General features: G+C 69.1%; 11 protein-coding genes. 4 read left to right on the forward strand and 7 right to left on the reverse strand.

Going from position 1 to position 14523, the window contains the following annotated elements; all coding sequences use genetic code 11:
* Positions 1–39 precede the first annotated feature (39 nt).
* Positions 40–1263, forward strand: a complete 1224-nt coding sequence (locus MKL20_RS13120) for a PepSY-associated TM helix domain-containing protein (RefSeq protein WP_244037029.1) — start codon at positions 40–42, stop codon at positions 1261–1263.
* A gap of 156 nt (positions 1264–1419) precedes the next feature.
* Here the strand turns inward: MKL20_RS13120 and MKL20_RS13125 are convergent, their stop codons facing one another.
* The 6 genes from MKL20_RS13125 to MKL20_RS13150 all read right to left on the reverse strand — a co-directional run bounded on the left by MKL20_RS13125 (position 1420) and on the right by MKL20_RS13150 (position 9896).
* Complete coding sequence (locus MKL20_RS13125) at positions 1420–3600, reverse strand: TonB-dependent siderophore receptor (protein WP_244037030.1); 2181 nt, start codon at positions 3598–3600, stop codon at positions 1420–1422.
* 459 nt (positions 3601–4059) lie between these two features.
* Positions 4060–4686, reverse strand: a complete 627-nt coding sequence (locus tag MKL20_RS13130) for a TetR/AcrR family transcriptional regulator (RefSeq protein WP_244037031.1) — start codon at positions 4684–4686, stop codon at positions 4060–4062.
* Positions 4683–4982, reverse strand: a complete 300-nt coding sequence (locus tag MKL20_RS13135; protein WP_244037032.1) for a hypothetical protein — start codon at positions 4980–4982, stop codon at positions 4683–4685. Before MKL20_RS13135 ends, MKL20_RS13130 begins: the two co-directional genes overlap by 4 nt.
* 455 nt (positions 4983–5437) lie before the next feature.
* A complete protein-coding gene (locus tag MKL20_RS13140; RefSeq protein ID WP_244037033.1) occupies positions 5438–7282 on the reverse strand; it encodes an NADPH-dependent assimilatory sulfite reductase hemoprotein subunit in 1845 nt (614 codons plus the stop codon).
* 218 nt (positions 7283–7500) lie between these two features.
* On the reverse strand, positions 7501–9270 hold the full coding sequence (locus MKL20_RS13145; RefSeq protein WP_244037034.1) for a sulfite reductase flavoprotein subunit alpha: 1770 nt from the start codon (positions 9268–9270) through the stop codon (positions 7501–7503).
* A gap of 110 nt (positions 9271–9380) precedes the next feature.
* A complete protein-coding gene (locus MKL20_RS13150; RefSeq protein ID WP_243972032.1) occupies positions 9381–9896 on the reverse strand; it encodes an Lrp/AsnC family transcriptional regulator in 516 nt (171 codons plus the stop codon).
* Positions 9897–10164: 268 nt separating this feature from the next.
* On the opposite strand from MKL20_RS13150, the gene MKL20_RS13155 reads away from it, so the two are divergent.
* From MKL20_RS13155 to cysN, 3 genes are read left to right on the forward strand one after another with little or no spacing between them, the layout of a single operon-like run.
* On the forward strand, positions 10165–10977 hold the full coding sequence (locus MKL20_RS13155; protein ID WP_244037035.1) for a phosphoadenylyl-sulfate reductase: 813 nt from the start codon (positions 10165–10167) through the stop codon (positions 10975–10977).
* A complete protein-coding gene (gene cysD / locus MKL20_RS13160) occupies positions 10974–11924 on the forward strand; it encodes a sulfate adenylyltransferase subunit CysD (protein ID WP_244037036.1) in 951 nt (316 codons plus the stop codon). The genes MKL20_RS13155 and cysD overlap by 4 nt, the downstream gene beginning before the upstream one ends.
* Complete coding sequence (gene cysN / locus MKL20_RS13165) at positions 11924–13330, forward strand: sulfate adenylyltransferase subunit CysN (protein WP_244037037.1); 1407 nt, start codon at positions 11924–11926, stop codon at positions 13328–13330. Before cysD ends, cysN begins: the two co-directional genes overlap by 1 nt.
* A gap of 144 nt (positions 13331–13474) precedes the next feature.
* Here cysN and MKL20_RS13170 read toward each other — a convergent pair whose 3' ends face one another.
* Positions 13475–14494, reverse strand: coding sequence for an LLM class flavin-dependent oxidoreductase (locus MKL20_RS13170; protein WP_244037038.1), 1020 nt, complete (start codon positions 14492–14494; stop codon positions 13475–13477).
* Positions 14495–14523: the final 29 nt, after the last annotated feature.

Below are 14523 nucleotides of genomic sequence, written 5' to 3' on the forward strand. Positions count from 1 at the left end.
GCGTGCGGGGCCGGACCCTGCTAGGCAGCCGGCATCGTGATGCCGCTGCCGATTCCCTCACCCCGGACCGTGCTCTTCCGCCTGCATTGGGCGCTCGGCCTCACCGCCGGTTTCGTGCTGGCCTTGATGGGCCTCACCGGGGCGCTGATGAGCTACGAGGAGGCGATCACCGCCTTCGCCAACCGCGACCGGACACGGGTCGAGGCGGGGGACCGGGTGCCGCTCGCGCCATCGGCCCTCGCCGCCCGGATCGACGCCCAGGCCGGAGGGCGCCGTGCGAATGTCCTCACCCTGTCGGACGACCTGCAGGCGAGCGTGTTCGTGCGCTTCGCCCGCGATCCCGAAACCCGGGAGCGGCCGCCCTCTGTCTATGCCGATCCCTATGACGGCGCGGTGCTCGGCCCGGTGCGGCTGGAGGCGGCGTTCACGACGGTGCGGGACCTGCACCGCTGGCTGCTGATCCCAGGCGGCTCCAAGGGCTGGGGCCGGTCCATCACGGGGGCCTGCACCCTGGCGCTGATCGCCTTTCTGGCGACTGGCCTCTACCTGCGCTGGCCCAAGATCCATCGCTGGCGGATCTGGCTGAAGCCGAGCCTGTCGCGGCCCGGCCGGCCGCGCTGGTGGTCGCTCCACGCCGTGGCCGGGACCTGGCTGACGCCGATCTACCTGGTCATCGCGCTCACCGGCCTGACCTGGTCCTACCCGTCGGTCAAGGACGGGGCCACCTGGCTGCTCGCCGGGACACCGGAGCGGGCGAAGCCCGCGCGCCCAGCCGGTCGCCGGGAGTCTTCCCCGTCGCCGGAGGCCGGGGCCGAACCCGCCCTCGATCGCGCCTGGACGGCGTTCCGGGCCGGCGAGGGGCACGAGGCCGGCCTCGTGATCCTGACCCTGCCGGGGGCCGATACGAAGGCGATCCGCATCCGCTGGCTGCCCCGGGGCGTCGACGCCCTGAGCGCCCGCAACGAGGCCCGCTACGACGCCGCCACGGGCGCCTTGCTCGCCACCGAGCACGCGGCCGACACGCCGCTCGGGCGGCGCATCGTCGAGAACATCCTGGAGGTGCATCGCGGCCGCTTCTTCGGCGACCTGTTCGCCCTGCTGTTCGGCCTCGCGGCGCTCGCCATGCCGGGCTTCGCCGCCACCGGCCTGACCCTCTACATCCTGCGCCGTCGTGCCGACCGCCGGCGTGCGCAGCCGAGAGCCGCGACGCCCATCCGCGAGGCGAAGCCCCATCGGGAGCCCGTCGGCGACACCGGACGGTAGCGCGGAGAGGGCGACCGGGTTCCCAAAGGGCTCAGCCCTTTGGCGGGGTATCGGGGCAGAGCCCCGATCCATCGGGCGAAGCCCGACAGCAGGGTTCCACCCTGCACCCGCAAAAGGTCCCAGACCTTTTGAAACCCTGACTTTGGCCGATCCGGCTCACATCCGCGCGGTGATCGTCGCCAGCACCGTGAAGGGCGCGCCGGGCGCATTGTTGAACTGGTTGAACGGGTCCTCGATGTAGCGCGCGTTCGTCAGGTTCCGGATGTTGACCGAGAGGCGGTAATGCGCGTCGAAGTCGTAGTACACGGCCGCATCGACCCGGTTGTACGCCCCGACCTTGTAGCTGTTGTTGAGGTCGCCGAAGCGCTGGCCGACATGGGTCACGCCGATGCCGAGCCCGAGACCACGCAGGGAACCGGCCTGGAAATCGTAGGTCGTCCACACGCTGCCGCTGAAGGCCGCTGCACCGATAAGGCGGTTGCCGACCGCGAAGACCCTGTCCTTGGTGATCCGCGCATCGAGATAGCCGACGCCGCCGATGACCCGCCAGCCCGGCAGGATCTCGCCGGCCAAGTCCGCCTCGACGCCCTCCGAGCGCTGCTGGCCGGTGATCACCGAGAAGTTCGTATTGACCGGGTCGTTGCCGGCGACGTTGTCCCGGGTGATCCGGAAGGCGGCCGCGCTCAGGGTCAGGTCGGGGTTGATGTCGATGCGGGTCCCGACCTCGACCTGCTCGCCGGTCTCGGGCGCCGGGTTGACGACGTTGAGCACGTTCGCGGTCTGCGGCGCGAAGGAGGTGGCGTAGCTGGCATAGAAAGTCAGCGGCTCGAACGGCCGATAGATCAGGCCGACGCGCGGCGAGGCACCGAACAGTTCCTGCTCGGGGGGCTGGGTCCTCGAAGTGGGCACGCGGGCGAAATAATATTGGGTGCCGAGATCGAACCGGGCGCCGAGCACGAGCTGCAACTCGGGCGTGAGGGCGATCTGGTCCTGCAGGTAGAAGCCGAACAGTTCGAGCTTCTGCTTCAGGTCTTGCTGGAGCGAGAGCGCTCCGGGAGTGCCGCCGAAGATCGGGTTGAGGAAGCTGACCGGGGTATAGGAGCCCTGCTGGGAATACGGGTGACGGAAGCCGTTGGTGTATTCGAAGCCCAGCAGGGCGGTGTGGGCGAAGCCGAGCGTGTCGAACTTCAGGATCGCTTCGGTCTGCGTATCCACGGCGGCGAACTGCGAATCGACCGAGGTGTCGCGCCGGGTGACTTGCGTGCCGGCATTGTTGACGCCGGTGGCGCGGGCCGAGAACAGGTTGAACGCACCCCATTGCCCATTGATGACCTGCCGCAGCGTCAGGTTCTCATTGACGTCGTGCTCGGCCCGCATCGTGATCCCGTTGACCTCGCCGTAATAGCGCGAGGACGGCTCGCCGTAGTAGCGGCGGATGTTGTCCAGCGGCACGCGGCCTCGGAAGGCAATGAGCCCCTCGTCGTACTGGGTGCGCTGGCTGGTGGCTTCCGCGTTGATGTAGACCCGGGTGTCGGCGCTCGGCGTCCAGCTCAGGGCCGGCGCGATGAAGACGCGCCGATTGGTGTTGTCGCCGATATTGCGGAAGGTCGGATCCTCCTGCGCGGCGAAGGTGAGGCGCGCGGCGAGCCCATCGATGGACGGGATCGCGCTCGAGACCGAGCCCTGGAACCGCCGGAAGCCGAAGCTGCCGCCCTGCACGCTGGCATCGGCGGTCGGCTCTATGGTCGGCCTGCGGGTGATGATGTTTACGACGCCGCCCGGGTCGCCCCGGCCGAACAGCACGGAGGCCGGCCCCTTGATCACTTCGACCCGTTCGGCGTTCGCAAGATCGCGCTCGACGGGGTAAAAATTGATCGCCGGATTGGTCAGGATGCCGTCGACGGCGAAGAGCTGCGTGGCGAAGCCGCGGATGACGTAGTTCTGCGAGCGGCCCTGCACGGTGCTGCCGGGCGTGACGTTGCTGACATTGGTGACGGCGTCGGTCAGGCGCAGGTCCTGCTGGTCGGTGATCACCTGCCGGGGGACGATGTTGATCGATTGCGGCGCGTCGCGCACCGGCGTGTCAGTCTTGGTCGCGGTCGCCGAGCGCGTGGCGCGGTAGCCGACGACCGGCCCGTCCGCGCGCTCCACCGTGGGACCCGTGCCGGTGACGCTCAGTTCCGAGAGGACGACCTCGTCCTGAACCGGATTGGATTGTGCGTGAACGACAGTCGTCGAGGCCAGAAGCAGGGCGATCGCCAGTCCGGGCCACGTATTGGTGCAGGAGGACCGATCGCTTGTCGCAGATATAACGTGGTCTTGATGGTCCTGCCGCATAGTTTTTAGTCGTTCTCATGTAGATCGTCGCCACGAGGCGCTTCGATCCTTGAGTACGATGGCGAAGCCATTTCAATGCATGATTGTAATTGATGGGTTCAGAATCGCTGGAACTCACCGGACGTGTCCGGCACGTCACACATTGCGATTGGAATAATTTTAGATAGTACGGAATTTCCGACTTAAACGTGTGTAATTTTGAATATGTACGTCCGGACGTTGATCCGGGCCGAGGCCACGATCGGGATCACGCTCTGCATCTGCGGGACGGTTCGAATCAGGGGCGGGCTCGCGTCGTGTCGGTGGCGGGCAATCCCGGATTGCGTCGCTGAATGCGACCGGCCGGCCTGCGAGAGGGGGGGATTGCAGGCCGGCCGGCCTATCACGCGCGGTTGCCCGACGCGCGATCACGGGGAACTCTGGGTCGAGCCCGCTGGTGTCGCCAACGGGTTCGGGCGCTCACGCGAGCGTGGTGATCCGCGGCCCGACGCGGGCGGTGCGCGGCAGGCGGCCGTCGAGCCCGGTCTCCAGCAGGGCGTGGAGCTGGGCCACCGCGGGGCCCGGGTCGTAATCGGGCAGGATCGCGCGGCCGACCACGATCCCCTTCATCAGCGGGGCGAGCAGGGCGTAAAGGCGGTCCGGATCGCAATCCGGGCTGGTCGCCAGCGCCGAGAAGGTCGCCACGAACCAGTCCCGGGTCTCCGCCTCGGTCCGCGCGGTCAGCGCGGCGATGGCCGGGTTGCGGGTCGCCTCCGACCAGATCTCCATGCGCAGCACCGCGGCCGCGCGGGTGATCGACACGAAGTACCGGGCGATGATGTCGAGCAACGCGCCGCGCCGGTCGCCGCTGCGCTCCATCTCTTCGACGAGCTGGGCGCCGCGCTCCCGCTCACGCTCCACCAGCCCGACGACCAGGGCCTCCTTGGACTCGAAGTAGCGGTAGAAATTGCCCGGGCTCATCCCGGCCTCGCGGGCAAGGTCCTGCATGGTGGCGCGGTGGAAGCCGTTGCGCACGAAGCAAGCCTCGGCGGAATCAAGGATGTGCTCGCGCCGCGCGGCCGGCCCGACGCTTGCCGGCACACTCACGGGGCGAACTGCGCCACCGCGGCGACGCGGCTCTGATCCTTGGCGGGGATGGTGGCCGCGCAGGCCTGGGCGGTCTGGCTGAGATCCGCGCAGATCCGCGCCTGCCAGCCCTTCGGGCCCGCCCCGGTCCAGCTGATCAGCGCCATCCAGGCGAGGATCAGCACGGCGGCGAAGGTGAAGTTCGATGGCGTGCAGAAAGCCCGAACCATGGCCAGGACCCGCGCCGGACCCGTTCCGGACGGATCGAAACTGTCCTGATCGAGATCGAACCAGCGGCCTTCGAGCGACAGAGCCATGGCTCACTCCTGCTTGCCCCTCCCTCGTAATGAACGTTCATTCTCAAGTCAATGAACGTTCGTTCTCATGGGCGGGAAAGGGCGGCCCCTGGCGCGATATGGTTTCCGAATGATTGCTTCGTCGCCGTCCCGCGACAGCGCGTGCAGCGACGCAGCCCGATGGGGCGCCACACGCAACCGTGTCGCGCTACCCTGGGTCACTTCGCTGCGCTGGTGATGACGGTGACGCTGATCGAGGCGGTCGGCCGGAAGCCCTGTGACGGGCCGCAGCCGGCTTAGGTCGGCGTCAAGGACGCTCTCGGGCTTGTGTCGACAAGCAGCCCGTATCCTGCCGGCGCAGAGCGCAGGCGCACGAGATTGGCCCCACCTCCGCGCTCGAGGCTATCCGGCTGATTCAAAAAATAGACCATTCTTCCGGGGCCGAGGGCGATGCCTCGGCCTCCGGGATCTGGCGGTCAGGCGTGCCCGGCCGGCTTGAGGGCGCCGGTCCGGTCGTGGAAATCCGGGCCGTTCACCGTTCGGGCGACGTGGCCGGCCCGGATCAGGTAGTCGCCGAAATGCTCGCCGGGCTTCCGGCCCTTGGCAAAGTCGGCGAAGAGCGGCTCCAGCGTGTCGCGGATGTCGGACGCCGCGACATCCTCCTTGTAGAGCTTGCCCAGCCGCGAGCCGTCGAAGGCCGCGCCGAGATAGAGGTGGTAGCGCTCGGGGCCGCGGCCGACGAGGCCGATCTCGGCGATGAACGGGCGGGCGCAGCCGTTCGGGCAGCCGGTGGAGCGGATCGTGATCTCCTCCTCGGCGAGCCCGTGATGGGCCAGGCTCTCTTCCAGCTCGGTCATCAGGCTCGGCAGGTAGCGCTCGCTCTCGGCGAGCGCGAGGCCGCAGGTCGGCAGCGCCACGCAGGCGATGGAGTTGCGCCGCAGCGCCCCCGCGCCCTTGGTGATGCCGTACTGGTCGACCAGCGCTTCGATCGCGGCGCGCTTCTCCGCCGGCACGTTGGCGATGATCACGTTCTGGTTGGCGGTGAGGCGGAAATCGCCCTCGTGCACCTGCGCGATCTTGCGCAGGCCGGTGAGGAATTGCGGGCCGTCCTCGTAATCCTTGATCCGGCCGGAGGGGACGTAGAGCGTCAGGTGGTGGCGCCCGTCATCGCCCTCGGTCCAGCCGAAGCGATCGCCGTTGTTGGTGAAGGTGAAGGGCTTCGGCTCGCCGAGCTTCTTGCCGATCCGCGCCTCCACCTCGGCCCGGAAGGCGGCCAGGCCGTAGCGCTCGATCGTGTACTTGAGCCGGGCGTTCTTGCGGTTCTTGCGGTTGCCCCAGTCGCGCTGGACGGTCATCACGGCCTCGGCGACCTTGATGGCGTCCTCGGGCTTCACGAAGCCCATCACGTCGGCGGTGCGCGGGAAGGTCTCGGGCTCGCCATGGGTCATGCCCATGCCGCCGCCCACCGTGACGTTCCAGCCGGTCACCTGGTTCTTCTTGTCCAGGATGGCGATGAAGCCGAGATCGTGGGCGAAGATGTCGACCTCGTTCGAGGGCGGCACCGCCACCACGACCTTGAACTTCCGCGGCAGGTAGGTGCGGCCGTAGACCGGCTCGATCTCCGCCTCCTCCTCGCCGCCGACCACGCGTTCGCCGTCGAGCCAGATCTCCCGCCAAGCGCTGGTCTTCGGCAGCAGGCTGTCCGAGATGTCCTTGGCGAGGGTGTGGGCGGCCTTGTGGGCGCCGACCTGGGCGGGGTTGGTCGCCGCCATGACGTTGCGGTTCACGTCGCCGCAGGCCGCGATCGTGTCGAGCAGGGCCGCGTCGATGGCCGACATCGTGCGCTTGAGGTTCGACTTGATCACGCCGTGATACTGGAAGGTCTGGCGCGTGGTCGCCCGCAGGGCGCTGCCCGCATAGGTGACCGCGATGTCGTCCAGCGCCAGCCACTGCTTCGGGCTGATCACGCCGCCGGCGATGCGCAGGCGGATCATGAAGCTGTAGGCTTTGTCGAGCTTCTTCTTGGTCCGCTCCGGGCGCAGGTCGCGGTCGTCCTGCATGTACATCCCGTGGAACTTCACGAGCTGCCCGTCATCCTCGGAGATCGCCCCGGTGGCGTGCTTCAGCAGGCCATCGGCGAGGCCGCCGCGGAGATAGCCGCTGGCGATCTTGATGTGCTCGTTGGCCGCGAGGTTGGCCGCGCGGGCCGCCTCGGCATCGGTGATCGGCCGCTCCTTGGGCGGGGTCTCGTAGACGCGCGGCGCCGGGGTCGGAGCCAGGGCCTGGGCATCGGCGTCGTCGCGGGGGCTGTGGTCGTCCATGAGATCACTTCCAAAGTCTCGACTACGGCCCCGCCCCCGATATGGGCGGGATCGTCCCAAATTCCGGATTCAAAAGGTCCGAGACCTTTTGCGGGTGCAGGGCGGAGCCCTGCGGTGGGGCTAGGCCCCGCTCCGTCAGGGCTCTGCCCTGACAACCCGCCAAAGGACGACACGCCCTTTGGAAACCCAGACCTACCCGTGCTCCGGCGGCATACGCTCTAGTAGACGTCCTGCTGGTAGCGGTGGCTGCGCTCCAGGGCCGCAACCTGCGCCTCGGCGTCGGCCGGGCTCAGGGATTTGGCGATCTCGTAGGCCCGCACCACCGCGGCGCGCACGTCCTTGGCCATGTTCTTGGCATCGCCGCAGACGTAGAAATAGGCGCCGCCCTCCAGCCAGGAGACCAGCTCCTGCGCGTTGTGGGTGATGCGGTTCTGCACGTAGATCTTCTCCGGCTGGTCCCGGGAGAAGGCGACGTCGATCTTCGTCAGCGACTTGTCCTCCAGGGCCTCCTGCCATTCGAGCTGGTACAGGAAGTCGTGCAGGAAGTGCCGGTCGCCGAAGAACAGCCAGGAACGTCCGGGCGCCTCGATGGCGCGGCGCTCCTGCACGAAGGCGCGGAACGGCGCGACGCCGGTGCCGGGGCCGACCATGATGATGTCGGTGGCCGGATCCTGCGGCAGGCGGAAATGCCGGTTCGGCTTCAGCCGCACCCGCAGCTTGGCGCCGTCCCGGATCCGGTCGGCGACGTGGACCGAGGCGACGCCCGAGCGGGCGCGGCCATGGGTCTCGTAGCGCACCGCCACGATGGCGAGGTGGACCTCGTCGCCCACCTCCTTGCGCGAGGACGCGATCGAGTAGGCCCGGGGCGGCAGCGGCCGGGTGATGGTGTTGAGGTGCTCGGCGGTCAGCGTCGCCGGGAAGGTCGCGAGCAGGTCGATCAGGTGCCGGCCCTCGATCCAGGCCTTGGCCTCGCCGCTGTCGATCAGCTTCTGCGCGTCCGCGTGGCCGGTCGCCTTGACGAATCGCTCGATCGTGGCGGCCGAGAGGGTGGTGATGTCGCGCTCGGCCAGCAGCGCCTTGCGCAGGCTCTCGTCGCCCGACAGCCCCGCGGCGTTCAGGATCTCATCCACCAGCTGCGGATCGTTCTCGGGAAAGATTTCCAGCGAATCGCCGGGCTCGTAGGCGGGTGCCCCGTCCTCGAAGGCCAGCGCCAGGTGGATCGTCTCCTTGTCCGAGCGCGAGGAGTTGAGGTTCACGTGCTCGACGACCTCGACCACGAGCGGCTCGCGGCTCGGCTCGGCCTCGTCGTCCTCGCCCGGGGCGGCGCGGGCGAAATCCACCGCCACGACGTTGTCGGGCGTCTCGGCCGGGGCGAGGGCCTTGAGGGTGTTCTTGATCCAGTCGGCGGCCGGCTTCTCGAAATCGAGGTCGAGGTCGGCGCGCTCGGCCGCGCGCTTGCCGCCCAGCGCCTCGAGGCGCGCGTCGAGCGCCTTACCGATGGCGCAGAACTCCACGTAGGACGTGTCGCCCAGCGCCAGGACGGCGAAGTCCACGCCGTCGATGCGCGGGGCGACCTCCCCCATCAGCTCGCCATAGGCCCGCACGGCCCGGGCCGGCGGCTCGCCCTCGCCCCAGGTCGCCGCGATGGCGATGAGCTTGCCGGCCTTGGGCAGGGTCGCGACGTCGAGATCGGAGAAATCCACGACCTTGGGCTTGAAGCCCTGCTTGCGTGCCAGCTTGGCGACGTTGCCGGCCAGCGCCTCGGAATTCCCCGATTCGCTGGCATAGACGATGGTCAGCGGCTCGGCGGCCTTGGGCGGAGCGGACGGAGCCGCAGCCGGCTGGCCGCCGGCGGCATCGAGGCCCGCCAGAAAGCCGGCCAGCCACGCGCGCTGCACGGGGGTCGCGCTGCCGAGCACGGCATCGAGGCTGGCGCGCTCGCCGTCGCCGAACGGGGCGGTGCGCGGAAGGAGATTCTGGCGTGCCATCAGGGGACCATGTCGGGGCCTACGGGGCCGGTGTCAATCGGAAACGTTCTTTTTGCAGAACGCGTCTGAACTAGGATATTGCATTCGTTGCGCCGCAATAAAAGAGAAGATCATTCCCCTACAACGGCGAGGATCGGCGCTGTTCCAGGGAGATGACGCCCGGTTTTCGGTGGCGCGGGCAGCGGCAGGGCGGTGGTGGATTTCACCTTCTCCATGGCAAATCGCGAGGTGACGTTCTTCAACGGCAGCACCGCGATAAGCTGCTTATAGAAACTGTCATAGGCCTGCATGTCGGCGACGACGACGCGCAGCATGTAATCCACATCCCCCGCCATCCGGTAGAATTCCAGCACCTCGGGCATGGCCGAAATCGTCGCGGCGAAGCGCTGCAGCCACTCCTGGGAGTGGTCCGCGGTCTCGATGGAGACGAACACGGTGAGCCCGAGGCCGAGCTTGACCGGATCGAGCACCGCCACCCGCCGGTCGATCACCCCGTCCGCCTCCAGCTTCTGGATGCGCTTCCAGCACGGGGTCTGAGACAGGCCGACGCGCTCGCCGATCGCCGCGATGGAGAGGGTCGCGTCCGCCTGCAGCAAGGCGAGAATCTTCAGATCGATGGCGTCCAAAGTCGTCTCCGTGGGATCCTTCCACGCTGGGCCGCGCGCGGGGAGTTTAGGCGTTTCTGAGGGCCGCCGAGAAGAATCTTTTGTCGTGCGGGGTCTCGGGTGCGGAGGAACAGGGTGCGCCACCGCACGCCAGGCCGCCCGGATATGCTCGACAAGCAACCCGCGCCGCCTTGACTTCGTTCGTTATAGCGAACATTTCCACCCTTCGACAACTGGGTGCGGCGCGATCCGCGCCCTTTCCCACGATCCAACCTCAGGACATGTCGCGATGACCCGTCCGGACCGAACGCTGGCCGAATCCCTCGCCGGGCGGCTGCCGGGGCTCGACCTGCCAGGCCGCCTCCATCTGATCGCCGCCGAGATCCCGGGCCGCCTCGTGTTCACCACGAGCCTCGGCGTCGAGGACCAGGCGCTGACCCACGGGCTGGCGATGGCCGGGCTGGCGAAAGGCCGCGTCGAGATCGTCACCCTCGATACCGGCCGGCTGTTCCCGGAGGCCTACGACACCTGGGCCGAGACCGAATCGGCCTACGGCATCCGGATCGGGGCTTACGCGCCGGAGCGGGTGGCCGTGGAGGCGTTCGTGCGCGAGGAGGGCATCAACGGCTTCCGGCGCTCGGTGGCGGCCCGGCAGGCCTGCTGCGGATTCCGCAAGGTCGAGCCGCTCGGCCGCGCCCTCGACGGCGCCAGCGGCTGGCTCACCGGCCTGCGCGCCGGCCAGTCGGCCAACCGCGCCGAGACGCCGCTGGCTGTTTTCGACGCCGAGCGCGACCTGATCAAGCTCAACCCCCTGGCCGACTGGTCCCGGGCGCAGGTCGACAGCTTCGTGCGCGAGAATTTCATCCCCTACAACGTGCTGCACGATCGCGGCTTCCCGTCGATCGGCTGCGCCCCCTGCACCCGCGCCGTGAAGCTCGGCGAGCCGGAGCGCGCCGGACGCTGGTGGTGGGAGCAGGAAGAGAAGAAGGAGTGCGGCCTGCATGTCGGGCAGCCCTCCGCGTCGGTTCAGCCGGGCCAGGAGCCCGCGATCTTCGAGAGCAACCCAGACGTGAAGACCCGCCAGCCGGAGTTCGCCCGATGAGCGCAGCCCTTGCCGCCGCCGTGACGCCGGGCGCCCCCGCCTCCGCCGACCGCCTCAGCCATCTGAAGCGGCTCGAGGCCGAGAGCATCCACATCTTCCGGGAGACGGTCGCCGAGGCCGAGAATCCGGTGATGCTCTACTCGATCGGCAAGGATTCCTCGGTGCTGCTGCACCTGGCCCTGAAGGCGTTCGCGCCCGGCACCCTGCCGTTCCCGCTGCTCCACGTCGACACCACGTGGAAGTTCCGCGAGATGATCGCCTTCCGCGACGCCCGGGTGAAGGAACTCGGCCTCGACCTCCTGGTCCACACCAACCCGGACGGGCTCGCCCGCGGCGTCGGGCCGGTGAGCCACGGCTCCGAGGTCCATACCGACGTGATGAAGACCCAGGCGCTCCGCCAGGCGCTCGACAAGTACAAGTTCGACGCGGCCTTCGGCGGCGCCCGCCGGGACGAGGAGGCGAGCCGCGCCAAGGAGCGGATCATCAGCTTGCGCACCGCGCAGCATCGCTGGGATCCCAAGCGCCAGCGCGCGGAGCCCTGGCACCTCTACAACCTCAAGAAGAAGCGCGGCGAGTCCCTGCGGGTGTTCCCGCTCTCGAACTGGACCGAGCTCGATATCTGGCTCTACATCGAGCAGGAAAAGATCCCGATCGTGCCGCTCTACTTCGCCGCCGAGCGCCCGGTGGTCGAGCGCGACGGCCAGCTGATCCTGGTCGACGACGACCGCCTGCCCCTGGAGCCGGGGGAGGTCCCGCAGCAGCGCCTCGTGCGCTTCCGGACGCTGGGCTGCTACCCGCTCACCGGGGCGGTGGAGAGCGATGCGGCGACCCTCCCGGAGATCGTCGGCGAGACGCTGGCGGCTCGCACCTCGGAACGCCAGGGCCGGGTGATCGACAAGGACGGCGCGGGCTCCATGGAGCGCAAGAAGCAGGAAGGCTACTTCTGATGACGGTGCACCAGGATCCCACCGCGTTCAGCGACCGCGCCGCCACCTATCAGGCGTTCCTGGCCGCCCACCAGACCAAGGCCGTGCTGCGCTTCATCGCCTGCGGCTCCGTGGATGACGGCAAGTCGACCCTGATCGGCCGGCTGCTGCACGACACCAAGCAGATCTTCGACGACCAGATCTCGGCGCTCCAGCGCGATTCCCGCCGCCACGGCACCCAGGGGCAGGAGATCGACCTTGCGCTGCTGGTCGACGGCCTCCAGGCCGAGCGCGAGCAGGGCATCACCATCGACGTCGCCTATCGGTTCTTCTCCACCGACAAGCGCTCGTTCATCGTCGCCGACACCCCCGGCCACGAGCAGTACACCCGCAACATGGCCACCGGCGCCTCGACGGCGGACGTGGCGGTGATCCTGGTGGATGCCCGCCAGGGCCTGATCCGCCAGACCCGGCGCCACGCCCTGCTGGTCTCGATGCTCGGCATCCGCCGGGTGGTCCTGGCGGTGAACAAGATGGACCTGGTCGGCTGGTCGCAGGACAAGTTCGACGCGATCCGCGCCGGCTTCGCCGACTTCGCCCGGGAGCTGAACTTCGCCGAGGTCAAGGCGATCCCGCTCTCGGCCAAGAACGGCGACAACGTCGTGGAGCCGGGCATCGCCGCCCCCTGGTACACGGGCGGCACCCTGCTCGATTACCTGGAGACCGTGCCGGTGCACGCGGAGGCGCTCAACGCCCCGTTCCGCATGGCGATCCAGTGGGTCAACCGGCCGAATTCCGAGTTCCGCGGCTATAGCGGGCGGATCGCCAGCGGCCGGGTCCGCCCCGGCGACGCAATCACCATCCAGCCCTCCGGCCGGACCTCGACGGTGGCGCGGATCTACACCGCCGACGGCGACCTGCCCGAGGCCGGCGAGGACGAATCGGTGACCCTGGTGCTCGCCGACCAGATCGACGCCTCCCGCGGGCAGGTGATCGCGGCCTCCAGCGCGCCGCTGCGGATTACGGAGCAGTTCGAGGCCCGCCTGTTCTGGGCGGCCGAGACCGAGCTGGCGCCGGGGGCGAGCCTGCTCGCCAAGATCGGCACCGCCACGGTCAACGCCACGGTGGAGCGGATCGTCTCGCGGATCGATCCCGAGACCGGCAATCCGGGCCCGGCCGAGCGCCTCGCCGCCAACGACATCGCGGACGTGTCCCTGCGCCTCGACCGCCCGGTGGCGGTGGACGCCTACGCGGACAACCGTGAGACCGGCAGCCTGATTCTGATCGACCGCGAGACCACCGACACGGCGGCGCTCGGGCTGGTCCTGGCTCCGAAGGGCGAAGCCGCCCCGGCGGCCTCTGCCGCACCGTCTGACGAGAAGGCCCCCGGCCTGCTCGGTCGCCTCGGCCGCCTGCTGGGCCGCTAAGGCTGGTTCAAAGTCCCGGATCCACAAGGTCCGGGACCTTGTGCGGGTCCAGGGCGGAGCCCTGGGGGCGGGCGAAGCCCGGCTGCATCGGGGCTCCGCCCCGATACCCCGCCAAAGGGCTTGCCCTTTGGAAACCCCTGACCGTCAGGCTGCGTCCGCGACGGCGCCCCAGGCCTGCGCCAGCTGCGTGTAGGATTCGTGCCGCGCCGCCTGGTCGGGGATCGCCGTGACGATCATCAGCTCGTCGGCCTGTGTCCGCGCCACGAGGTCCGTGAGCCGCGCCCGCAGGGTCTCCGGCCCGCCCACATGTAGCTTGTCACGGCCACGCTCGATCTGGGCGCGCTCGGAATCGGAATACGGGTAGGCCAGCGCTTCGTCCAAGCTCGGCAGCGGGCGGTATTCGCCGCGCTCCCGCCGGAGGGTCGCGAGGCGCGCGCTCGCGGCCAGCCGCTCGGCCTCCGCGTCGGTGGCAGCGCAGATCGCCGCCACGGCCAGGATCGCGTGGGGCCGCTCGTTCAGGCGGCTTGGCCGGAACAGGCGGCGATAGGCCAGCATCGGCGCCTCGGCCGGCATCCCGGAGAAGTGCTGCGCGAAGCCGAAGCCGCACCCGATCTCGCCCGCGAGCTGGGCGCTGTAATCGGACGAGCCGAGCAGGAAGATCGGCGGCAGGAGCACCCCGGCGGGACTCGCCTGGATTTTTCCGAACGGATGCCCCTCGGGAAATCCGCCGTCCCAGAACAGCAATTCCTGCAGGCGGTCCAAGAAGTCGTCGTTGCCACCCTCGCCCGGCGCCTCCCGGCGGCGCAGGGCCCGGGCGGTGAGCCCGTCGGTGCCGGGCGCGCGCCCGAGGCCGAGATCGATCCGGCCCGGGAACAGCGCCTCCAGCACCCGGAAGCGCTCGGCGACCATCAGCGGCGCGTGGTTCGGCAGCATGATTCCACCCGAGCCGACTCTTATCGTTCGGGTCGTGGCGGCGATCTGGCCGATCATGATCTCGGGGGCCGGGCTCGCCACGTTGGGCAGGGCGTGGTGCTCGGCCAGCCAGTAGCGGCGGTAGCCGAGGCCATCGACGTGGCGCGCCAGCGCCAGCGTGTCGTGCAGCGCCTGCGCCGGGGTCGAAGCGGCGCTGACGAAGGAGAGGTCGAGGACGGAGAGCGGTGTCATCGATAGGAGATAGGGGTGCGGATCGGCCG

It is taken from the genome of Methylobacterium sp. E-066 (genome assembly GCF_022829635.1).
Classification (GTDB): Bacteria; Pseudomonadota; Alphaproteobacteria; order Rhizobiales; family Beijerinckiaceae; genus Methylobacterium.